Source organism: Pseudomonas sp. SBT1-2 (genome assembly GCF_028640875.1).
GTDB lineage: Bacteria > Pseudomonadota > Gammaproteobacteria > Pseudomonadales > Pseudomonadaceae > Aquipseudomonas > Aquipseudomonas chlororaphis_I.
This window is the reverse complement of sequence record NZ_JAQZAA010000062.1, coordinates 1-20,992: the sequence shown is the minus strand read 5'-3', so window position 1 is coordinate 20,992 and position 20,992 is coordinate 1. Positions and strand designations below refer to the sequence as shown.

The window sequence follows — 20,992 nt, the reverse complement described above, 5'->3', positions numbered from 1 at the left end:
TAATCCCGACCACAGCCGGTCAATGACTGCACGATACAATCAGGCGGTGACGCACATGGATAACCCCTTTCAGCTGATTACCGATGCCTTCGCCCCGGAATACCGGGTCAACCTGAGCATCCAGGGCCTGGACGGCAGCATCATGCTGACCCTGTCCAAGGCCGGCCGGGTCGTGGCCAAGCGCATGATCAGCGCCGAGCAGCGCAACGATCCGCAGCGGCTCAAGCGCCTGGTGCAAAGCATTCAGTTCGGCATCGCCATCGAGCAGGGCCACAGCGCCATGGCCATCCTCGAAGCCATGACCAACAGCGACAGCTTCAAGCTGCCGCTGCCGGCCGCCAAGGGCCGGCCCGCTAACCGGCCGCCCCTGACCGTAGCGATTTAAAGCTCGCCCTTCTCGACTTCCGGATGCTCGCTGGAACCCGCGCCGACCTTGCGTTGCGGGTGTTCGATCTTCACCGACGGGAACTGCGACGAGGCATAGCGCACCACCAGGATGGAGAAGGCCAGCAGCAGGATGCCGCCACACAGGTAGATGATCCCCAGGTCCGGCGGGTTGTGGTGCGACACGTTGGAGATCAGCAGGCGGGTCAGCGCGGTGATCGCCACGTAGATCAGGAAGCGCACCGGCATGTGGTTGGTCTTGAAGTAGATGCCGACCATGGCGCCCAGTTCGAGGTAGATGAACAGCAGGAGAATGTCATCGATCTTGATATGACCTTCTTCGAGCATCCCGAGAAATTCCATCACCGCCGCCCAGGCCGTCACCGCGCCGATGGCGAACAGCGCCAGGTAGTGAAAGGTCTCGACGAACAGGTTGCCCAGGGACTCGGCCAGCTGGTGGACGTTCTGCCGCAGTTTCTCGGCCCAATTGATTTTCACGATGGTTTTTCCTTAGGTCGACTCGACCGGATGATGCGGGTTGGACGTGACGGTTGTTCTGCATGCAGAAAAAAGGCCAGCGTCTGGGGGTGAGATGGTGGCTGATGCAGACAAGGCACGTTCAGACCGGCGGCAATCTGTAGGAGCGAGCTTGCTCGCGATAGCGTCTGTTCAGACAAGGTGGTGAATGGCCGCTGCGCGGATCGCGAGCAAGCTCGCTCCTACAGGGGAGGGCTGACAAACCCTGAAACCCGGCTAGATTAAAAAGCCACTATTCAAAGCAGCAGGATTCGCTTATTCTGCGCGCTGTATATAAATACAGTAGTAGCAAAGACCCATTATCGTGAAGGCATGTGAGGTGGTGAATGGCCGTCGAAGTGGTATACCGCAGCAGCCGAGATCTGGAGCGCTTGTTCATGGATAAAGCCGAAGCTGACCGTCATGACAAAATGCTCGAACTGGCTGAATTGCTGGCGCAAGTGTTGCAAAAAGCTGTGCCGTCCCTGAGCGAGCAGCAGGTGGAAGAAGCCGGGATCTACATGGCGAAGAACCGCGATGTGTTCGCCAAGGCCTTCAAGAGCCAGCCGGACGCTCTGTCCGAACTGCTCAGCGCGCCGGTTGCGGCGGCCGAGCCAGAGGCTCAGGTGCCAGCCCCCGAAGCCGCGGAACCCGCAGCACCGGCCAAGCCCGCCAAGGCGAGCAAAGCCGCCAAGTAAGCAGGCTCGAATTGAACAGGCCCTGAGTCTTTGGCTCAGGGCCTTTTTCATGCCTGTGGAAAACTAAAGCTCGGGTTGCTCCAGCGCTTCGACCAGCGCCTTGAAAAACCGCGCCGCCTCGCCGCCGGTCACCACCCGATGATCGAAGGTCAGGGACAGCGGCAGCAGCGGATGCACCACCACCGCGCCGTTCACGGCCACCGGCTCGTCGCGGATCACCCCGGCGGCGAGGATTGCCACTTGCGGCGGCACCACCACCGGGTTGGCATAACGGCCGAACAGGGTACCGAAGTTGGACAGGGTCAGGGTCGCGCCCATCATCTCCTGGGGGGGAATCGAACGCGCCTGCACATCGGCGCGCAAGCGCGTCACTCCAGCCTTGAGGTCGTCCGCGTCGCGCTGGCCGACATTGCGCAGCACCGGCACGAACAGGCCATCGGGGGTGTCCACGGCAATGCCCAGGTCGAGGTGCTGGTGCTGCTTGATCGACAGGGTCTTGCCATCGAACGCGCTGTTGAGCACCGGTTCCACCGCACAGGCCGCCGCCAGCGCCTTGGCCAGGCGGATCAGCGGATCGCGGGCCTGGCCCCAGCGGTGCAGGTCGGCATCGCCGTAAATCGTCACCGGCACCACCTCGGCATGGGAGCGGGCCATGTTCAGTGCCATGCTCCGGCGTACCCCGCGCAGCCGGTCGCCGCCGAACCGCTCGCGTTCCTGCTGCGCGGCGTTTTCCACATCGCCGCGGGTGACCAGCCCGTCCTTGGCCGAACCGCTCAAGGCATTCACGTCCACGCCCAGTTGCCGGGCCAGTTGGCGCACCGCTGGCGTGGCGCGGGCCGCCATGTGTTCGCGGGTCGAGGGCGCGGCACCGACAAAAAACCGATCTTCCTGACTGGCCCCGCCCCCCTCGAGGCGCCCGACCACGGTGCCGGCATCCGCCTCGCCTTCGTAGCCGAGCAAGGGTTCGCCGACATGCAGGATGTCGCCCGGCGCGCCGTAGGTTTTCGCCACCACCCCGTCATAGGGCGCGGGAATGTCCACCAGGGCCTTGGCGGTTTCCACCGACACCAGCAACTGATCGGCCTTGACCCTATCGCCGGCCCTGACGTGCCACTCGACGATTTCCGCTTCCTGCAGGCCTTCGCCCAGATCGGGCAGTTTGAAATATTTCATCGCAGCCTCCTCAGGCGAAGTTCAGGGTGCTGTCGCAGGCGTGAAGAATGTCTTCGACGCCGGGGATGTACAGCGACTCCAGGCGATACAGCGGCGGTGGAATGTCCGGCGCGGTGACCCGCAGAATCGGCGCCTGCAATTCCAGCAACGCCCGCTCGTAGAGGCTGGCGGCGATTTCCGCGCCGACGCCGCAGGTGCGTGGCGCCTCGTGCACGATCACGCAGCGCCCGGTCTTGCGCACCGAAGCTTCCAGGGTGTCGAGGTCCAGCGGCTTGATGCTGGCGACGTCGATCACCTCCGCCGACACGCCTTGCTCGGCCAGCGCGTTGGCGGCCTGCAAGGTCTCGACAATGCTCGCGCCCCAGCTGACCAGGGTGATGTCGCTGCCTTCGCGCAGGGTGAAACAACTGTCCAGCGGCAGCCGTTTGCCGTCGTCCACCAGCGGTTGCGGGTTCATGCGGTAGAGCCGGGTCGGCTCGAGGAACAGCACCGGATCGGGATCGTCGATGGCCGCCAGCAGCAGCCCGTAGGCCCGCGCCGGCGAGGACGGCACCAGCACCCGCAGCCCCGGGATATGGGCGAACAGCGCCTCGGTGCTTTCGCTGTGGTGCTCCGGTGCGCGAATGCCCGCGCCCATGGGCGTGCGCAGCACCATCGGGCAGGTGATGCGCCCGCGGGTGCGGTTGCGCATGCGGCTGGCGTGGGACACCAGGTGCTCCATGGTCGCGTAGATAAAACCCATGAACTGGATTTCCACCACCGGCTTCAGGCCCTGGGCGGCCATGCCGATCACCAGACCGCCGAGCATGGTTTCCGCCAGTGGCGAGTCGATCACCCGCTTGAAGCCGAAACTGTCGCGCAGCCCCAGGGTGGCGCGGAACACTCCGCCGTTCACTCCGACGTCCTCACCCAGGACAATCACGTTCTCGTCCTCGGCCATGGCCCGGTGCAGCGCCAGGTTCACCGCTTCCAGCAGGCTGAATGTGCCGTTACTCATGGTCCGCACCTCCCGCACGCCGCGCCAGCCGTTCGAGGAACATCTCGCGCTGCTCGGCCAGGGCCGCCGGCCACTGCGCGTAGACGTAGTCCAGTACCGACTCGGGGGCCTGGGTGCCCGCCGCCTCGAAGTTATCCACAGCGCGCTGCACCAGCGCCTGGCATTCCCCCATCAGCGCCTGCTCGCGGTTGCCTTCCCAGACGCCCTGCCCGACCATGAAGCGTTGCAGGCGTTTGATCGGTTCTTCCAGCCAGGCCTGCTTGACCTCATCCGCGGCCCGATAGCGTGTGGCATCGTCGGCGGTGGTGTGGTCGCCCAGGCGATAGCTCAGGCATTCCAGCAGCACCGGTCCCTTGCCGTGCCGGGCACGCTCCAGGGCCACCTGCACCCGGTCGTACACCGCGAGCATGTCGTTGCCATCGACCTGTTCGCCGTGGAAGCCGGCGCCGATGGCCTTCTGCGCCAGGGTCGGCGCGCCGCACTGGATACGCCGTGGCACCGAGATTGCCCACTGGTTGTTGTTGACCACGAACACCACCGGCAACTGCCAGGTGCCCGCCACGTTGAGGGCTTCGAGGAAGTCGCCCTTGCTGGTGGCGCCATCGCCACAGGTGGTCACCACCACCCGGTGCTCGCCACGGATCTTGAATGCGCTGGCCACACCACAGGCATGCAGGGCCTGGGTGGCGATCGGCACGCAGATCGGGAAGTCCTCGGCCACCGCCGGGTCGACGAAATCGCTGCCGCGCTCGTCGCCGCCCCAGTACAGCAGGATTTCCTCCATGCGCACCCCGCGCATCAGCTGCACGGCGGTGTCGCGGTAATAGGGCACCAGCACATCTTCGGGTCGCATCAGGCTGCCGATGGCCACGCCAATGGCTTCCTGGCCGAGGGTCGGCGCGTAGGTGCCGATGCGTCCGGTGCGTTGCAGGGCCACGGCTTTCTGGTCGAACAGGCGGGTCAGGACCATCTGCCGGTAGAGCCGGGTCAGCAGATTGAAGTCGTCGGCCCAGGCCGGCAGGTCGCCGAGCAACTGGCCGTCCGGGGACAAATAGCGGGTATAGGGAAGTGCAACCTTGTGAGGCATCACATGGCTCCTGGCACGCCGGGTCAGCGTGCAGTTGTTGCGCCTCGCGCTTGTGGCGCGGGGCCTACAGGACGCAATGGCCGGGTAAGGCCTTCGCCCCTAGCGGTACAGCACGCGCTCCGCCAAGTCGTCGGCCACCCGCGCCGGGGAGCGCTTTTCAGCCTGGGCGTGGGCGAAGACTTCGGTGAGCCGCTGGCTGATCTTCGACAGGTGGGCGGTGATGGTCGCCAGGTCTTCACCGCGATGCTTGAGCGAAACGTAGATCAGCCCGCCGGCGTTGATCACGTAATCCGGCGCGTAGAGGATGCCGCGGTTTTCCAGCTGGTCGGCGACCTGCAGGTTGGTCAGCTGGTTGTTGGCCGAGCCGGCCACCGCCGAGCAGCGCAGTTGCGCCACGCTGTGGCTGTTGAGCACGCCGCCCAGCCCGCAGGGCGCGAGGATGTCGCACGGGGTGCTGAGCAAGGCTTCGTTGGCGATCGGGTGGGCGCCCAGTTGCTCCATGGCCAGTTGCACCTTGCCGGAATCGATGTCGCTGACCAGCAACTCGGCACCCGCGGCATGCAGTTGTTCGGCGAGGGCGAAGCCGACATTGCCCAGGCCCTGGATCGCGACCCGCAAACCTTCGAGGTTGTCGCTGCCCAGGCGAGCCATGGCGGTGGCGCGAATGCCGGCGAACACGCCCATGGCGGCATGCGGTGCCGGGTCGCCGGAGGCGGTGGTGCTGGTGACGTGCTGGGTGGTTTGCGCGATGCAGTCCATGTCGGCGACCGAGGTGCCGCTGTCGATGGCGGTGATGTAGCGGCCATCGAGTTGCTCGACGCAACGGCCGAAGGCTTCGAACAGCGCGGCGCGGCTTTCGACATGGGGCGGACGGATGATGACGGCCTTGCCGCCGCCATGTGGCAAGCCGGCCAGGGCGGCCTTGTAGCTCATGCCCTGGGCCAGGCGCACGGCATCGACCACGGCACTTTCGTCGTCGGGGTAGGCAAGGTAACGACAGCCTCCCAGGGCAGGCCCCAGGCGGCTGCTATGAATGGCAATCACCGCCTTCAACCCGGTGGCCGAGTCAACGCTCAGGTGCAGCGATTCAAGGCGAGTGCTTTGCATGAGAGCGAACATCGTCGGGCTCCCGAATCACTTCTTGTAGTCGCCAGTATAGGCTTGTGCATGAAAATTGCTGGAGTGCGCGGGAATAAGCCGGACACCTTTTCAGGCTTTAGGAAATAACCTGCTACGGCATGTGTACGGCACTGGACGAACGCCCGCGACGGGGCTAAAACGAGGCATTCGCCGGAGATTTCGATGAACCCGCGTCAAGCTTTTTTCGCCTGCCTGCAACAGTCCCCGCCCGCCCTTTTCGAGGCGGCACTGTGGATCGCTGCCGAACACGACACCGAGGTATCGACCGAGCAGTTGCTGCAGGATTTCAAGGAGCTGCAACAGCGGGTCAGCTCCGGCTTGCCGCTGCTGCCGGTCAGCGAACTGGGCCAGCCGCTGCTGCGGCGCATGAACGACCTGGGCTTCCAGCAGGACGAGTTCCTGCCGCTGCGGCCACAGGCGGCGCTGCTGGACAAGGTGCTGCACACCCGGCGCGGGCAACCGCTGGCGCTGGGGCTGATCGCCCTGGAGCTGGCGCGGCGCCTGGAAATCCCCATGGTCGGGGTCAATTTCCCCGGGCACTTTCTATTGCGCGTGCCCGGCGCCGATCACCTGCTCGATCCCTGCGGCGGGCGCCGCCTGTACCCCAACGACTGCCGTGAACTGCTGGAACGCCAGTACGGGCCGAACATCAAGCTGGCCGCCGAGCACTTGGCCACCGCCAGCCCGCAGCAGATGCTCCAGCGCCTGTCGCGCAACCTGCGCCAGTTGCACCTGAGCCACGACGACCACCTCAATGCGCTGATCGACGCCGAGCGGGTCCTGGAACTGGGCAATGGCAGCGCCTCCGACTACCTGGCCCGCGCCAGCCTCTACCAGCACCTGGACTGCCCCAACGCCGAACGCTTCGACCTGGAGCACGCCCTGCTGCTCAGCGAAGACCCGATCCAGCGCCTGCGCCTGACCGAACGCCTGGGCCATCTGCCGCCCAATACCATCGTGCACTGACGGGGCGCTCTGCCTCCATGCCACAATGCCCGGCAACGACTCTCCGTTTGCTTCAAGGATGAACAGCATGAACAGCGCCGAACGCTTTCTTCAGGACTTTCACCAGCGTCGCCCCGGCACCACGCCGCCGGCCTTTTCCGGACTGATCCTGCCAGGGCGCGGTTCTTCCTACGAGATGCTGGCGGCCACGCTCGCCACCGCTCAGCCTCGCGCGCGGGTGCTGGACCTGGGCTGCGGCGACGGTTTCCTCCTGGATCTGCTGGCCAGGGAATATCCCGAAGCGCGGTTGATCGGCGTGGACATGAGCGCCACCGAACTGCAAGCGGCACACACCCGCCTCGCGAACCGCAGCGTGCTGCTCAATGAGCGGGCCCAGTGCCTGTCGATGGCCACCGGCAGCGTCGATGCCGTGGTCTCGCACCTGGCCCTGATGCTGATGAGCGATATCGAACAGGTGCTGGAGGAAATCCATCGGGTCCTGGCCAAGGGCGGGCAACTCTCGGCCATCGTCGGCCGGGCCTTTCTGTTGGGCGAGCCGGGCCAGCACTACGTGCAGGCCTTCCGCGCCGCCGCCCGGCGCGACCAGCTCCGTCCCCTGCCCCTGGTGGATCCCCGTACTCAGTCACAGAGTGGATGGCGGGCGCTGTTGGACCACCACTTCAGCTCACTGCAATTCGAGGAACTGGACCTTGAGTGGACGCCCACCTTCGAGGAGCTCTGGGACTCGTTGGGAGAAACCTACGACCTGGATCGCCTGACACCCGCCAATCGCGCCTTGATGAAGAGCGAACTGCGCACGGCCACACAACCCTTGCTCCGGGCGGACGGCACGCTGCTGACCGGCTGGGGGCTGCTGCTGATCCAGGCCAGGGCGGCATGACAGCCCCGTCCGGGCTCTGCCAGGATGCTCGGCTCACACCAGGGAATGGGCACAGCATGCTGATCAGAAAAGCTCATGGCGACGACGCGCAACGCGTCTTCGTCATTCGCAACCAAGCCATCAACCACCAGTGCAGCGGCCATTACCCCGCCGCGGACCTGCAGGTCTGGACCGCCGGCAACCTGGGGGACTACTTCGTCGAAGTCCTGGAGAAGACCGGGCACGTAGCCGTCATCGACGACCAGATCGCCGCCAGCGGCATGCTCGACCTCGAGTCGGGGCAGGTCGATGCGGTGTTTGTCGATCCGGCGTACATGGGCCGCGGGATCGGCCGGCAGATGATGAACTACCTCGAACAACTGGCGCGGCAGGCCGGCCTGCCGCACCTGGCCCTGGACTCGACCCTGAACGCTGCGGACTTCTATCGCCACTGCGGCTTCGTCGGCGAACGGATTGCCCAGTACCAGTCGCCCCGGGGCCTGACCCTGGCCTGCGTGCCGATGATCAAGCATCTGGCACGCTGAGCCCGCGCTCGTTCAGGGTTTGAGCGGCGCCTGCAGTTCCGGGGCAGGCCCCGCGCCTGCCGAAGAAGCCTCGGACGGCGAACGCACCTGGATGATCAGCAACGCCGCAATCACCGCCGGAATCGCGCAGAAGAAAAAGATCTGCTGCACCGGGATGTGCATCGCCAGCAGCAGGCTGCCGAACAGCGGGCCGAGGATCGAGCCGAAGCGGCCGACGCCCAGGGCCCAGCCGGTGCCGGTGGCGCGGACATGGGCCGGGTAGAAGTTGCTGGCGAAGGCGTTGAGGGTCAGTTGGCCGCCAATGATGCAGAAGCCGGCGGCGAAGACGAAGGCCACCAGGTAGCGCGGGTTGTCGTGGTTCAGGCCCAACAGAAGGGTGCACAGCGCCGCGCCGGCCAGCACCGCCGAGAGCAGCCGCACCTTGCGTTGCAGGCGGTCGGCGAACCAGGCCATGCAGATCGCCCCCAGGGTACCGGCGAACAGGAACATCGAGGTCACCAGGTTCGCCTCGTTCAAGCCAAGGCCACTTTCCAGCAGCAGCGACGGCAACCAGCTGATCATGAAATACAGCAGGATCAGGCTGACGAAAAAGGTCGACCAGATCAGCAGCGTCGGACGCGCATAACCGTGGCGGAACAACTCGATCACCGTGAGCTTGCTGCCCTGCTCGGCCTGGTTCTGCGCGGCCGAGGCGGCCGGTGGCTGCCAGTCCGGCAACATGCGCGCGGTAACCTTGCGCAGGCGGGCATAAGGCGGCTGATCGCGCAGCAGGCGCGGCAGCGACTCAGGGAGGAACCAGACCAGGAACGGGAACAGCAGCAACGGCGTGACACCGCCGGCGAGGAACACCGCCTGCCAGCCGAAGCTGTCGATGAAGCCCGCGGCGACAAAACCGCCGGCCGCGCCACCGAAGGAGAAACCACAGGCGGCCAGGGTCACCATCAGGGTGCGCAGGCGCGGCGGCGAATATTCCGACATCAACGCCATGGCGCTGGGCATCGCCCCGCCCATGCCGATGCCGCAGATAAAACGCGCGACCATCAGGCTGTTCAGCGAATCGGCGAACACCATCATCACCGTGAGGCTGGCGTAGATCAGCACGCAGGCCAGCAGGATCCGCCGCACGCCAAAACGGTCCGCCAGCGGCGTCACCGCCAGCGAGCCCAGGGTCAGGCCCAGCAGGTTGGCACTGAACACCGGACCGAACGCGGCTTTCTCCAGGCCCCAGTCCTGGGCCAGGGCCGGCACCACATAACCCAGCACCTGGGCGTCGTAGCCATCGGTGACCAGCAACAGGGCCAGAAGCAGAAGAAGCAACCACTGATAACGCGACACGGGACGGGCGTCGAGCGCCTCCCGGAAGCTGGCAATCTGATTGTGCATCGCAAGGTACCTGCTGGTTTTTATGGTTATGGGAGCCGGCAGACCGTCATTGCTCTTGGGCGGCAATGATCGGTCTTGTGTACGTCTTCAGGTGCGGGAGCAGGCTTGCACCTACGGGCATATCTTCTATTGCGGCTGCCACAGGCCGTGGCAGCGGCAATAGAGGTCAGGCAGGCGTATCGGGCTGGTTGGCCGGATGGGCCTTCTGGAACGCCGGGTGTTCGGCGGCCAGGGCGGCGACCCGGCGAATCCGCGGGTAGGCGTCCAATGGCACCTTGAAACGCTCGGCCGCGTACAGCTGGGGAATCAGGAAGGTGTCGGCCAGCCCCGGTTGCTCGCCGAAGCAATAACCCTGCTCGCCGATCAACTGCTCGACCGCCGCCAGGCCATTGCTGATCCAGTGGCCGATCCACTCCAGCACCCGGGCCTCGTCGTAGCCCCACTGGCGCAACAGGTTCTGCGTGCTGGAGTTGTGCAGCGGATGGATATCGCAGCCGATCAGCAACGCCACTGCCCGCTCGTGGGCGCGGGCCGCCAGCTCCTGGGAGAGCAGCAGCACCTGTGGATAACGTTCCTCCAGGTACTCGATGATGGCCAGCGACTGGATCAGCAGCTCGCCGTCATCGGTGCGCAAGGCCGGCACGCGGCCTTGCGGGTTGATCCGCAGGTATTCCGGCTGGCGGTTGGCACCGCCGGCGGGGACCAGCAGGTTGACCGGCAGCGCCTGGTAATCCAGGCCCTTGAGCGCCAGGGCGATGCGCACCCGGTAGGAGGCGGTCGAGCGGTAGTAGGTATAGAGCTCCATGACGCGCACCTCTTCTTAACGGGCAGGCAGGATTTTGCCGCGGCATTCGCCGAAACCGATGGAGGCGAAACCCTCGCGGCGGCAGCGGCCGCGCAGGATGATTTCGTCGCCGTCCTCGAGGAACTTGCGCACTTCGCCGGAAGCCAGCTCGATCGGCTTCTTGCCGCCTTCGGTGATCTCCAGCAGGCTGCCGAACTGACTGCTTTGCGGGCCCGACAAGGTGCCCGAACCGAACAGGTCGCCGGCCTGCAGCTGGCAGCCGTTGACGCTGTGGTGGGCGACCATCTGCGCCACGGTCCAGTACATGTACTGGGTGTTGCTCAGGGTCAGGCGGTGGGCCGGCAGGCCTTGCTCGCGCATGGCTTCGGTGAGCAGCAGCACTTCCAGCTCGATGTCGAAACCACCGGCGGCCTGGTCGCGCTTGTCCAGCAGGTACGGCAGTGGCTGCGGGTCGCCTTCGGGACGTGGCGTCTGGGCACGGCGGAACGGCTCCAGGGCTTCGGCCGTCACCACCCACGGCGAGATGCTGGTGATGAAGCTTTTCGACAGGAACGGGCCCAGCGGCTGGTATTCCCAGGCCTGGATATCCCGCGCCGACCAGTCGTTGAGCAAGCAGAAACCGGCAATGTGCTCGGCGGCGTCGCCAATGGCGATCGGCTCGCCTATTTCATTGCCCTGGCCGATCCAGATGCCCAGTTCCAGCTCGTAGTCCAGCCGCGCGCATGGGCCGAAAGTCGGCTCGCTCTGACCGGCGGGCAGGGTCTGGCCTTTCGGCCGGCGTACCTCGGCACCGGAAGGGCGGATGGTGGACGCGCGGCCGTGGTAACCGATCGGCACGTACTTGTAGTTTGGCAGCAGCGGGTTGTCCGGGCGGAACAGCTTGCCGACGTTCTGCGCATGCTCGATGCCGACGTAGAAGTCGGTGTAGTCGGTGATCTTCGCCGGCAGGTGCATCTGGCAATCGGCGGCCAGGGGCAGCAGCTTCGCCCCCAGGGCCTCGACCTTGCCGCGCAGGCTGCTGCCTTCGCCGAGCAACTCCAGCAGGCGTTCGCGCAGGGCGACTCGGGCCGGGCGGCCCAGTTCGAAAAAGGCATTCAACTGGCCGCCACGGGTGGCTTCCACCGCGGCATTGGCCGGGCCCTCGAACAGCCCGGCGTCGAGCGCCGCTTCCAGGTCGAAGATGTGCTCGCCGATGGCCACGCCGCTGCGTGGCGCCGACCCCTTGTGGCTGAACACCCCCAGCGGCAGGTTCTGCAACGGGAAGTCGGCGTGGTCGTTGGCGGAGGCAACCCAGCTGCGGGTGATGGTTGGCTGATTCATGGGTTATTTCCGATTCGGGTTGAAGGTGGCGGGCAGCGAGGCCCAGCAAGCATCGTAGTCGTTCTGCAATTGCCGGCACTCCAGGGCGAACTGGCTCGGACGCAGCACCTGGCTGGTCTCGAACATGAAGGCCATGGTGTTGTCGATCTTCGCCGGTTGCAGCTCGGCGTTGATGGCCTTGGTGCAGCTTTCGCCATCCGGGCCGTGGGCGCTCATGCAGCTGTGCAGCGAAGCGCCGCCGGGCACGAAACCTTCGGCCTTGGCATCGTAGGCGCCCTGGATCAAGCCCATGTATTCGTTCATCAGGTTGCGGTGGAACCACGGCGGCCGGAAGGTGTTCTCGGCCACCATCCAGCGCGGCGGGAAGATCACGAAGTCGAGGTTGGCCAGGCCGTGCACGCTGGTGGGCGAGGTCAGCACGGTGAAAATCGACGGGTCCGGGTGGTCGAAGCTGACGGTGCCGATGGTGTTGAAACGGCGCAGGTCATATTTGTACGGCACGTTGTTGCCGTGCCAGGCCACCACGTTCAGCGGCGAATGATCCAGCTCGCAGCCCCACAGCTCGCCGAGGAACTTCTGCACCAGGGTGGTCGGCTGCTTGAGGTCTTCGTAATGGGCGACCGGGGTCAGGAAGTCCCGCGGGTTGGCCAGGCCGTTGCTGCCGATCGGCCCCAGGTCGGGCAGGCGCAGGGGCGCGCCGTGGTTTTCGGCTATATAGCCACGGGCCTGCGGGTCGAGCAGTTCGACGCGGAATTTCAGGCCGCGGGGCAATACCGCGATCTCCAGCGGCTCGACTTCCAGTACCCCAAGCTCGGTGGCGATACGCAGGCGGCCCTGTTCGGGCACCAGCAGCAACTCGCCGTCGGCGTTGAAGAACACGCGCTCCATGGAGCGGTTGGCGCGGTAGGTGTAGATGCTGATCCCGGCCGGTTTCTGCGCCGCCGAGTTGGCGACCATGTTCACCAGGCCGTCGATGAAATCGGTGGGCTCGCTGGGGATATCCAACGGGTTCCAGCGCAGCCGGTTGGGGGTGATTTCGCCCAGCGGCCCGCCCGCCAGCTGGCGGTCCAGCTTGACGAAGGCCGGGTGGTTGGCCGACGGCTGGATGCGGTACATCCAGGTGCGCCGCGCTTCGCTGCGGGCCATGGTGAAGGCCGTGCCGGAGAAGAGTTCGGTGTAGAGACCGTACGGAGCTTTTTGCGGGGAGTTCTGGCCGACGGGCAAGGCGCCTGGCAGGGCCTCGCTGGAAAACTGGTTGCCGAAGCCCGACTGGTACGCCAGCCCGGACGCCGTGGAATCGAGGTTCATGGAGCCTCCTGGAAGTGGAGTTGGCAGCGGCCAGCGACTCCATGGGAAGAGCTCTCGGCACGCCTGCGTTATTTTTATCGTAATCCAATTACGGATAACGTAATTTGATTGGTATTGACCGTCAAGCTATAAAGACGCCCATTCGTCCCGGGATCACACCGCCTCCATGGAAAAGCCGCGCAGCACCAGCGACAGCAACGGTAAACAGAAAGTCCGCTCGGCCGAGGTCGGCACCGACATCCTCAAGGCGCTGGCCGAGCTGTCGCCGGCCACCTCGCTGTCGCGCCTGGCCGAACACGTGCAGATGCCGGCGAGCAAGGTCCACCGTTATCTGCAGGCATTGATCGCCAGCGGTTTCGCCGAACAGAACACCGCCACCAACCACTATGGCCTGGGCCGCGAGGCCTTGCGGGTCGGCATGGCGGCGCTGGGCAGCATGGACGTATTGAAGGTCGCCGCCCTGCCCCTGGCCGAGCTGCGGGATGAGTTGAACGAGACCTGCTTTCTCGCGGTATGGGGCAACCAGGGCGCGACCGTGGTGCATATCGAACCGGCCGTGCGTGCGGTGACAGTAGTGACGCAACTGGGTTCGGTGCTGCCGTTGCTCAGCTCGTCCACCGGGCTGGTATTCGGTGCCTACCTGCCGAACCGCGAGACCGTCGATTTGCGCGAGCAGGAACTCAAGGCCCACGCGCCTCACGCGCTGGCGGACGATCAGGTGTATGCCGCCCTGTGTGAGCAGATTCGCCAGCGCGGCCTGCACCATGTGCATGGCCTGCTGATGCCCGGTGTGGATGCCTTGTCGGCCCCGGTGTTCGACGCCACCGGCAAGGTCGCCGCCGTGCTGACGGTGGTCGGCCCGACCTCGCTGTTCCACGCCGACGAAAACGGCCCGGCGGCGCAGCGCCTGCTGGCGGCATCCCAGGCGGTGAGCTGGCGCATGGGCTACCAACCCTAAAGCCCCCTGTAGCCGCTGCCGCAGGCTGCGATCGACGGCGCAGCCGTCGCTACCTCTGACGACGCGGTACCTCCGATAATTCGCAAAGCCTTCTGTTACGACGACTACATCGGAATGCCGCCCACGCCGATCGCAGGCTCCGCCAGCGGCTACAGCATCAACCCCAACGTCTTGGCCTTGGCCACTGCCTGAGTGCGACGCTCCACCCCGAGCTTGCTATGAATACGCCGCGCATGGGTTTTCACCGTGTGCAGGGAAATGAACAGCTGCTCGGCGATCTGCTGGTTGGAACTGCCCAGGGCAATCAGTTGCAGCACTTCCAGTTCCCGCTGGCTCAGCGGGCTCTCCCCTGCCGCCGGCAGCGGCACTTCTTCGGGTTCAGCCACTTGCTGGACTTCAAACATCCGCGGCTGACGCAAACGCAATTCATGCAGTGCCTGGTGCAGGTTGCAGCGCGCACCGAGCGCCAGCCCCTCCTGCAAGGCACGGGTGGACAACGCCCGGTCCCCCAGCAGAAAAGCCACCTCCGCCAGGGCCAGCTGCAACTCGGTTTGCAGGCACAACATGCCCCGTTGCCGGGCCTGTTCGAGCAGGCGCTGCAAACTTGCCACAGGCGCCTCGGCGCGCTGCAGGTACACCTCGGCCAGTACCAGCAGGTATTCGATACGCGGAATCAGCTCGAGGCTGGCCGGTGGCGCCTGACGCGCCTGCGGCCCGCGGTAGTGACGCAGCACCCGGCTCAAGGCCTCCTGGGCCAGTTCCGGCCGGCCCTGCTGCAACCAGAACACGCTGCTGACCTGCAGCAGCACGGCGCGGTACACGGTGTCGGGAATCTGCCGTTGCTGCATCAGCCGCTCGGCATCGCGCAGGCGCACAAAGGCATGGGCGTAGTCGCCCTGGTTGGCGGCCAGAAACGCCTGGCCGAGAAACCCGTACAAGGCGCGTTTGTCATGGCTGAGCAGACAGAGCTCGAGCCCGTCCTGGAAATGCCCGGCAGCCTGTTCCGCCTGGCCCTGACGCAAGGCCAGGCGCCCGCGACGCAAGGCGATCCGCCCCAGCAGCGGGCCGACCCGATAAGCCTGACGACTCAATAATAGCTGCACCTCGTCCAGCAGGCTCTGCGCCCTGTGGGGCGCCCCGCGCTGCTCCAGCAACTGCGCATGGTCCAGCTCCAGCAGCGCTTCGAACACCAATGAATGCTGGGCCCGGGCCAGGCACAGCGCCTCGCGGTTGAGCATCTGCGCCACCTCCAGCTCGCCCCGGAGCAAGGCCTGCTGGGTCAGGCCCGAAAGGCACAGCAGGCGGGTCGGCCAGGCATGGGCCGGCAGTTCGGTCAGCGCCTCGAGAAAATGCATCCGCGCCGGTTCCATCAACCCTTGCAGATGCAACAGCCACCCTTGCTGCGCCTGCCAGCGCGCTACCAGTTGCTTCTGCCCTGAGGCCGTCGACTGCGGCGCGAAACGCGCCATCTGCGCCACGCAGGATTGCGCCTGATCGAAACGCCCGGCGAACAGCAAGGCCGCCGTCAACAGCCCCACCAGTTGCGGGCTGCCGAGCAGCAGTTCGTCGCCCTGCTGTTCATGCAGACGCAACAGCAACACCACGTTCTGCTGCTCGAACAGCTGCTCGAAACTGAAGTGCTGCAACAGGCTGACCGCCACTTCGTATTCCTGCGCCAGCAACGCCTGCTCGAACGCCACCTGCCAGTCCTCCTGCGCAGCGAACCACTGGCAGGCGCGGCGATGCCAGGAGCGTCCCGCCGGCCAGGGCTCGTCACGCATCAGCCGGGCCAGGGGGGCGAACACTTGCAGCCACTCCGGCGCAGGGTCCCAGGGTTCGATGAAGCAGCCCAGCTCCTGCAACGCCCGCAGATACTGGGCGCCCTCCCCGGCGCCGAACAGGTGCTCGCACAACGCGGCATTGAAACGCGGCAGGTGCGCCAGCACATGCCAGACCTCGGACAGTTCCGCCGGCAACACGCTGAACAGTTCGTGCTCCAGGTATTCCAGCAGGGTATTGGGCCGCCCCTGCCGGCACGGCGCGGCCGCCAGGTCGCTGCCTTCGAGCAGGGCGATGCGCACCCCGGCGCACCAGCCGGCACTGCGCTGGAAAATCCGGCTGGCGGTATGGATCGACAAAGGTTGCGGCAGTTGCTGCAGCAGTCGCTCGATGTCCTCCTGGGTGAATGCCAGCTCGGGGCCCGTGCATTCGTGGAGCTGGTCGTCGAGCAGCAGCCGCGGCCAGTTGCATTGCGGCCGGCGGCGGCCGCCCAGCCACCAGGTCAGCGCCGGGTTGCCGATCGCCAGCAGGCGGTCGAGCAGCAAGTCCAGCTGCGGCGCGGCGACCCGGCAGTAGTCGTCGAGGAACAGCCAGGTCGGGGCCTGCACCTGCGCCAGATGCTCCAGCACCGCAGCCTCGTCCGCCGCGGCCAGGCCCAGCGCCCGCGCCAGCTCGCCGCACAGTTGCAGCGGTGTCTGCGCCGCCCCGGCCTGGGGCAACCAGCACACCCGGCATGCGGCCGGCGCCTGCAACAGGCACTCGGCGAGCAGGGCCGTCTTGCCGCTGCCGGCCGGCGCACAGAGCAGCTTCACCCGCGCCGGCGATGCCAGGAGCGGGGCACTCAGACGGCTGCGGGACAGGTGGTGGGAGGACAAACGGGGCAGGAATCCAGGACAGGGGGTCATGGCGGTCATTGCGGCGTGCCTTTTTTATAGTTTTAGCCTGCGTGCCCTCACCCTAGCCTTGTCGCCGGTGCTTGTTGAGAAGTATTCAGCGCGCTGATCCGCGCCCATAAAAAAGGCGACCGATCGGTCGCCTTTTGCCATCGTTTGTATCCCGGGCCTTACCGCACGCCGGCTGCGCGCAGGGCGGCCGGGGTGTAGTCGGCGGCCTTGGCGGCGAAGCCGAACTCGAAGCTGTGCTTCTCTTCGTTCTTCATCCCCAGGGCGATGTAGCGCCCGGCGATGATGTCGTACAGCGCTTCGAGGGTGTAGGCCGGCACCTGGGCGTTGTAATAGAACTGCGCATGCCCTTCGGCCACCCGCCACAGCTGGCCGCGACCGTCGTAGTGATCCACCAGCGCCACCTGCCAGCTGTCTTCGTCGATGTACATGTGGCGCTTGGCGTAGATATGCCGCTCGCTGGGCTTGACCGTGCCGATCACCTCCCAGACCCGGTGCAGCTCGTAGCGGGTCAGGTCCTGGTTGATATGCCCGGCCTTGATGATGTCGTCGTACTTGAGGCTCGGCGAATCCAGCTTGTAGCTGTTGTAGGGGATGTACATCTCCTTCTTGCCCACCAGCTTCCAGTCGTAGCGGTCCGGCGCGCCGGAGAACATGTCGAAGTTGTCCGAGGTGCGCAGGCCGTCGGCGGCGGTGCCCGGCCCGTCGTAGGCCACTTGCGGGGCGCGGCGCACCCGGCGCTGGCCGGCGTTGTAGATCCACGCCAGGCGCGGCTCCTTCACCTGGTCGAGGGTTTCGTGCACCAGCAGCACGTTACCGGCCAGGCGCGCCGGAGCGGTCACCGCCTGCTTGAAGAAGGTCAGCACGTTGGCGCCTTTTTCCGGGTCCAGGTCGGGGATCTGCTGCGGCACCGCCACCTCTTCCTCGAAGCGGATCGGCGTGTAGCTGCCGTTGGTCTGTGGCGTGGCCTGGGTGATGATCCGGCGCAGGTTGCCGCCGCGATAACGGGTGGTGTGGTTCCACAGCACTTCCACGCCGTTATTCGGAATCGGGAAGGCGTAGTAGCGGTTGCCGGTGAAGTTGGCCAGGCCGTTGCCTTCGTTGATCGAGGTGACATTCAGCGCGCTGCGCTTGGCCGACTCGTAGATGTCCGCCGGCAGGCCGACCGTGCGATGGGTCGGGTAGACCGGGATCTTGTAGGTTTCCGGGTAGCGCTTGAACATCGCCACCTGGCCGTCGGAGAGCTTGTCCTTGTACTTGTCGACAGTCGCCGCGGTGATGGTGAACAGCGGCTTTTCGCTGGCGAACGGGTCGGCGAGGAAGCCCTTGGCGTCCACCGCCCCGGCGTTCTTGCCGATGCCGCCGGTCCAGGCCGGGATCGAGCCGTCGGCATTGCCGGCCTTCTGGGCACCGAGCGGGGTCAGGCTGGTGCCGAGCTTGTCCGCTTCCTGCGGGGTGACCGCCGCCATCACGTTGGCCGCCAGCAGGGTCAAGGCCAGGGCACCGCATTGCAAAATCGTCTTGCGCATAAAGTTGTCCTTCCTGGGTCGGGTCAGAAGTTCACGCCAAAGCTCAACGCGAGGAAGTCGCGGTCTTTGAGGGTGTTGTAGTCGCCGCCGAAAAAGTCGGTGTAACTGAGGCTGGCGGTATAGGTGTTGCGGTAGTCGGCATCGACCCCGAGGCTCACCGCCTTGGCGCCTTCGTTGAACAGGCCGTTGGGCCCGTAGCCGTTGACGTCGTGGGACCAGGACAGGTTGGGCTTGAGGTTGATCCCGGCGATCAGGTTGTTGTAGTCGAGGATCGCCCGGGCGCGATAACCCCAGGACGTGGCCGTGACGAAACCGTCGGTATCGCCGCCGAAACCGTACTGGCCGTAGACCGAGTCGCGGCCGTAGCGCAGCTGGCTTTTCGACTCCAGGCCACCGACATGCACGATGGCCGCCTCGCCCACCAGGGTCAGGCGGTCGGCGCCCAGCACCTGATCGAAGAACTGGGTCAGGGTGCTCTGGACCTGGGTGATTTCCTTGCGCCGATAACCGGTGTTGTCGGCCCCCGCCGAGGTCCGCACCGGCGACGCCAGGCCACCGGCGATCGGGTTGACCAGGGCCAGGGTCAAGTCGTTGGTGTTGACCTGCACCGGGGCGTTGGGCCGGTAGCTGATCTCGCCGGTCCAGGCGGTGCCGGTGGGCAGCGTGGTGGAGAAGCTGGCGCCGTACAGGCGGATGTCTTCCGGGTATTCGAGGTAGTACTGGCCGCGCCCGAGCATCACGCTCTGGGCCAGGGCCGAACCGGTGCCCGGAGCGATCCTGTTGGCGCTGCTGACGATCCCCGGGATGCTCGCCAGGGTGCTGCTCCCGGCGGTGATGGTGCCGACCGTCGGGGTGCGGGCGTGGTAGTTCATGAAGTACAGGCCGTACTCGGTGTCGTCGCCCAGCCAGCGCAAAGCGGTGCCCCACTGCCCGGAGTCGCGGGCATCGCGGTCGCCGGCGCGGCCGATCACCACGCCTTCGGGGGCCACGGTGAAGCCCTGGCCGAACGCCGCGGCAATCGGTTGCAGCGGCCGGATCGCCGGGCTGCCGACGGTGTATCCCGTGGTGCAGCCGTCCGCCACCACGTCGTTGCCGAAGAAGGTGCCGCAGTTGTCGACCACGGTCTGGTCCCACTCCAGCTGATAGAAACCTTCCACGGTCAACTGGTCGGTCAGGCCCTGGGAAGCGAACAGCATGTTCACCGGGATCAGGCCTTCCTTGATCTCCGCGCCAGGACGACGGAAAGCGGACACGTCGATCGGGTTGATGCTGTTGATCGAGTTGCCGATGAAGGTGCTCTCGCCCCAGCTGACCACCTGCTTGCCGGCGCGCACGGTGCCCGGCAGGTCGGCGATGGAATAGTTGTGATAGATGAAGGCGTCGAGGATCTGCCCGCCGGACGACTTGGCGCCCTCCTTGCGGTTGTGGTCGCTGATGGGCTTGAACTCGCGGTCTTCGTCCTTGAGTTCGAAGTCGTACCAGTATTTGCCCCGGACGAAGACGCCGGTGTCGCCGTATTTCAATTCAAGGTCGTGGATGCCCTTGAAGATCTTCGAGAAGGTCTCGCCCTTCTTGAAGTTCAGGCGCCCGTCGTCGCCAGTGGAGGACTGCCCGCGACCGCCGTTGGAGACACCCACCAGGTCCTTGTCGGCATCGCGCATGCCCCAGCTGGCGCCGATGGACAGCGAAGAATCGAACTGCCCCTCGATCTCCCCGATGTTGAATGAAACGGCCTGCGCCTGGGCGCAGCCCCCCAAGGCCACCGCGACGGCCAGCGTCCGCGGTGTGAAGATGGCGCGCATTGTTGTTTTTGTCATGCGTCTTCCCCGGTGAGTGACAGAAGGCCTCACCCTACTGCCGGGGCACGGGAGCGATAAGCGCACCAAGGAGGTATTCGCGCTGTCGTTCGAAAGGATGAATGCCCCCGCCAGCCGGGCCTTTGCGCGGTGCATCGACGGGCTGGATGGACGGGTATCAGGTGGATGGATTGCGCACTTGCAGGGCATGTCCGCACGGCGTGCACTACTATTGCCCAGGCTGTAACAGTCCTTGTCCACAATCGCTATTTTTCATTGAGCGGCCAGCCCTTATTCTGGCCTCGCTCTCACGGCAAACAGCCACGCAGAGTCGCCCAGAGGTGTGATCACGCCACCTTGGGGCAAGAGGATTCAGAAGGTTTGAAGCAACGATATTCAGATCTTCACCGGGTGTTCACTGACGTTGATTTGTTGCTCCTTGATCTAACGTCTTCCTTCGGCCGCTGCCTTGCAGCGGCCTTTTTTATGGTTCTTCACGGAATTCCGGGAAACACAGAAACAAGAACGCCGATTTGATTGATGATGTTCGTGCGAGCAAACACATCTAAAAAACCGGCGTTCTTATGCACGATATTAATACTTTCCTTCCTTTTTGGGAGGGCTTTTCTGTCGTCACGATCAAGCCTGATGGCGATGCCCTACAGATCGATCTGACGCCCCACACCACCCGATTCCCTTCCTGTGGTGGATGCCAAAAGCCCTGTTCAACCACTCACGAGTATTGCGAGCGAGTCGTTCGTGATTTGCCCATTCTCGGCCGTGCAGTGCGCCTCAGCGTTTTGCTCAGACGTGTTGGCTGTCGTGACTGCGGCAAACGCATGGAGAC

18 protein-coding genes and 1 pseudogene are annotated in these 20,992 nt (G+C 65.3%); 7 read left to right on the top strand and 12 right to left on the bottom strand.

From position 1 onward, the window contains the following. Positions 1 to 55: 55 nt before the first annotated feature. Positions 56 to 385, top strand: coding sequence for a DUF3509 domain-containing protein (locus PVZ78_RS08505; protein ID WP_009047051.1), 330 nt, complete (start codon positions 56 to 58; stop codon positions 383 to 385). Here PVZ78_RS08505 and PVZ78_RS08500 read toward each other — a convergent pair. Further along, complete coding sequence (locus PVZ78_RS08500) at positions 382 to 882, bottom strand: phosphate-starvation-inducible protein PsiE (RefSeq protein WP_009042237.1); 501 nt, start codon at positions 880 to 882, stop codon at positions 382 to 384. The two genes, PVZ78_RS08505 and PVZ78_RS08500, sit on opposite strands and share 4 nt — an antisense overlap. A gap of 365 nt (positions 883 to 1,247) precedes the next feature. Between PVZ78_RS08500 and PVZ78_RS08495 the strand changes: the two are divergent. Continuing rightward, positions 1,248 to 1,505 (top strand): annotated as a pseudogene (locus tag PVZ78_RS08495) (YebG family protein); the annotation flags it as partial. Positions 1,506 to 1,661: 156 nt separating this feature from the next. Here the strand turns inward: PVZ78_RS08495 and PVZ78_RS08490 are convergent. The 4 genes from PVZ78_RS08490 to PVZ78_RS08475 form a co-directional block, all read right to left on the bottom strand. Then, on the bottom strand, positions 1,662 to 2,771 hold the full coding sequence (locus PVZ78_RS08490) for a dihydrolipoamide acetyltransferase family protein (RefSeq protein ID WP_038630629.1): 1,110 nt from the start codon (positions 2,769 to 2,771) through the stop codon (positions 1,662 to 1,664). 10 nt (positions 2,772 to 2,781) lie between these two features. After that, a complete protein-coding gene (locus tag PVZ78_RS08485) occupies positions 2,782 to 3,768 on the bottom strand; it encodes an alpha-ketoacid dehydrogenase subunit beta (RefSeq protein ID WP_009047048.1) in 987 nt (328 codons plus the stop codon). Further along, a complete protein-coding gene (gene pdhA / locus PVZ78_RS08480) occupies positions 3,761 to 4,855 on the bottom strand; it encodes a pyruvate dehydrogenase (acetyl-transferring) E1 component subunit alpha (RefSeq protein ID WP_009047047.1) in 1,095 nt (364 codons plus the stop codon). Before pdhA ends, PVZ78_RS08485 begins: the two co-directional genes overlap by 8 nt. A 99-nt stretch (positions 4,856 to 4,954) precedes the next feature. Beyond that, the gene (locus tag PVZ78_RS08475) at positions 4,955 to 5,974 is read right to left on the bottom strand and encodes a Leu/Phe/Val dehydrogenase (protein ID WP_025806470.1); all 1,020 of its coding nucleotides are present in this window, start codon (positions 5,972 to 5,974) and stop codon (positions 4,955 to 4,957) included. A 183-nt stretch (positions 5,975 to 6,157) separates the two neighbouring features. On the opposite strand from PVZ78_RS08475, the gene PVZ78_RS08470 reads away from it, so the two are divergent. The 3 genes from PVZ78_RS08470 (at position 6,158) to PVZ78_RS08460 (ending at position 8,365) form a co-directional block, all read left to right on the top strand. After that, complete coding sequence (locus PVZ78_RS08470) at positions 6,158 to 6,961, top strand: SirB1 family protein (protein ID WP_210475402.1); 804 nt, start codon at positions 6,158 to 6,160, stop codon at positions 6,959 to 6,961. Between the two features lie 67 nt (positions 6,962 to 7,028). Then, entirely contained in the window at positions 7,029 to 7,841 is an 813-nt protein-coding gene (locus tag PVZ78_RS08465; RefSeq protein ID WP_039967690.1) for a class I SAM-dependent methyltransferase, read from the top strand. A 56-nt stretch (positions 7,842 to 7,897) separates the two neighbouring features. Next, the gene (locus tag PVZ78_RS08460; protein ID WP_124354614.1) at positions 7,898 to 8,365 is read left to right on the top strand and encodes a GNAT family N-acetyltransferase; all 468 of its coding nucleotides are present in this window, start codon (positions 7,898 to 7,900) and stop codon (positions 8,363 to 8,365) included. Positions 8,366 to 8,377: 12 nt separating this feature from the next. Here PVZ78_RS08460 and PVZ78_RS08455 read toward each other — a convergent pair whose 3' ends face one another. The 4 genes from PVZ78_RS08455 to hmgA form a co-directional block, all read right to left on the bottom strand. Next, entirely contained in the window at positions 8,378 to 9,748 is a 1,371-nt protein-coding gene (locus tag PVZ78_RS08455) for an MFS transporter (protein WP_009047043.1), read from the bottom strand. A gap of 166 nt (positions 9,749 to 9,914) precedes the next feature. Then, the gene (gene maiA / locus PVZ78_RS08450) at positions 9,915 to 10,553 is read right to left on the bottom strand and encodes a maleylacetoacetate isomerase (RefSeq protein ID WP_273828558.1); all 639 of its coding nucleotides are present in this window, start codon (positions 10,551 to 10,553) and stop codon (positions 9,915 to 9,917) included. Between the two features lie 15 nt (positions 10,554 to 10,568). Next, positions 10,569 to 11,873 carry a fumarylacetoacetase gene (gene fahA / locus PVZ78_RS08445; RefSeq protein WP_273828557.1) on the bottom strand — a complete coding sequence of 435 codons (1,305 nt, stop codon included), beginning with the start codon at positions 11,871 to 11,873 and terminating at the stop codon, positions 10,569 to 10,571. Positions 11,874 to 11,876: 3 nt separating this feature from the next. Beyond that, positions 11,877 to 13,181 carry a homogentisate 1,2-dioxygenase gene (hmgA, locus tag PVZ78_RS08440; RefSeq protein ID WP_016701731.1) on the bottom strand — a complete coding sequence of 435 codons (1,305 nt, stop codon included), beginning with the start codon at positions 13,179 to 13,181 and terminating at the stop codon, positions 11,877 to 11,879. A 166-nt stretch (positions 13,182 to 13,347) separates the two neighbouring features. Between hmgA and PVZ78_RS08435 the strand changes: the two genes are divergently transcribed. Further along, positions 13,348 to 14,139: an IclR family transcriptional regulator gene (locus tag PVZ78_RS08435; protein ID WP_009047039.1), complete on the top strand. Its 792-nt coding sequence runs from the start codon at positions 13,348 to 13,350 to the stop codon at positions 14,137 to 14,139. Positions 14,140 to 14,288: 149 nt separating this feature from the next. On the opposite strand, the gene PVZ78_RS08430 is transcribed toward PVZ78_RS08435, so the two are convergent. The 3 genes from PVZ78_RS08430 to PVZ78_RS08420 all read right to left on the bottom strand — a co-directional run bounded on the left by PVZ78_RS08430 (position 14,289) and on the right by PVZ78_RS08420 (position 20,166). Next, positions 14,289 to 16,832, bottom strand: a complete 2,544-nt coding sequence (locus PVZ78_RS08430; RefSeq protein ID WP_273828556.1) for a LuxR C-terminal-related transcriptional regulator — start codon at positions 16,830 to 16,832, stop codon at positions 14,289 to 14,291. A gap of 149 nt (positions 16,833 to 16,981) precedes the next feature. Beyond that, positions 16,982 to 18,349, bottom strand: a complete 1,368-nt coding sequence (locus PVZ78_RS08425) for a DUF1329 domain-containing protein (protein ID WP_110175439.1) — start codon at positions 18,347 to 18,349, stop codon at positions 16,982 to 16,984. 23 nt (positions 18,350 to 18,372) lie between these two features. Further along, a complete protein-coding gene (locus tag PVZ78_RS08420; protein ID WP_009047036.1) occupies positions 18,373 to 20,166 on the bottom strand; it encodes a DUF1302 domain-containing protein in 1,794 nt (597 codons plus the stop codon). Between the two features lie 563 nt (positions 20,167 to 20,729). Between PVZ78_RS08420 and PVZ78_RS08415 the strand changes: the two genes are divergently transcribed. Further along, positions 20,730 to 20,992 (top strand): transposase family protein (locus PVZ78_RS08415; protein ID WP_273828319.1); only part of this gene is annotated, 263 nt, incomplete at its 3' end.

Bases quoted from the DNA above. Each gene is read 5' to 3' on its own strand.
- PVZ78_RS08505 (WP_009047051.1), top strand. From the start codon at position 56: ATGGATAACCCCTTTCAGCTGATTACCGATGCCTTCGCCCCGGAATAC.
- PVZ78_RS08490 (WP_038630629.1), bottom strand. From the start codon at position 2,771: ATGAAATATTTCAAACTGCCCGATCTGGGCGAAGGCCTGCAGGAAGCG.
- PVZ78_RS08485 (WP_009047048.1), bottom strand. From the start codon at position 3,768: ATGAGTAACGGCACATTCAGCCTGCTGGAAGCGGTGAACCTGGCGCTG.
- pdhA (WP_009047047.1), bottom strand. From the start codon at position 4,855: ATGCCTCACAAGGTTGCACTTCCCTATACCCGCTATTTGTCCCCGGAC.
- PVZ78_RS08475 (WP_025806470.1), bottom strand. From the start codon at position 5,974: ATGTTCGCTCTCATGCAAAGCACTCGCCTTGAATCGCTGCACCTGAGC.
- PVZ78_RS08470 (WP_210475402.1), top strand. From the start codon at position 6,158: ATGAACCCGCGTCAAGCTTTTTTCGCCTGCCTGCAACAGTCCCCGCCC.
- PVZ78_RS08465 (WP_039967690.1), top strand. From the start codon at position 7,029: ATGAACAGCGCCGAACGCTTTCTTCAGGACTTTCACCAGCGTCGCCCC.
- PVZ78_RS08460 (WP_124354614.1), top strand. From the start codon at position 7,898: ATGCTGATCAGAAAAGCTCATGGCGACGACGCGCAACGCGTCTTCGTC.
- PVZ78_RS08455 (WP_009047043.1), bottom strand. From the start codon at position 9,748: ATGCACAATCAGATTGCCAGCTTCCGGGAGGCGCTCGACGCCCGTCCC.
- maiA (WP_273828558.1), bottom strand. From the start codon at position 10,553: ATGGAGCTCTATACCTACTACCGCTCGACCGCCTCCTACCGGGTGCGC.
- fahA (WP_273828557.1), bottom strand. From the start codon at position 11,873: ATGAATCAGCCAACCATCACCCGCAGCTGGGTTGCCTCCGCCAACGAC.
- hmgA (WP_016701731.1), bottom strand. From the start codon at position 13,181: ATGAACCTCGATTCCACGGCGTCCGGGCTGGCGTACCAGTCGGGCTTC.
- PVZ78_RS08435 (WP_009047039.1), top strand. From the start codon at position 13,348: ATGGAAAAGCCGCGCAGCACCAGCGACAGCAACGGTAAACAGAAAGTC.
- PVZ78_RS08430 (WP_273828556.1), bottom strand. From the start codon at position 16,832: ATGACCGCCATGACCCCCTGTCCTGGATTCCTGCCCCGTTTGTCCTCC.
- PVZ78_RS08425 (WP_110175439.1), bottom strand. From the start codon at position 18,349: ATGCGCAAGACGATTTTGCAATGCGGTGCCCTGGCCTTGACCCTGCTG.
- PVZ78_RS08420 (WP_009047036.1), bottom strand. From the start codon at position 20,166: ATGACAAAAACAACAATGCGCGCCATCTTCACACCGCGGACGCTGGCC.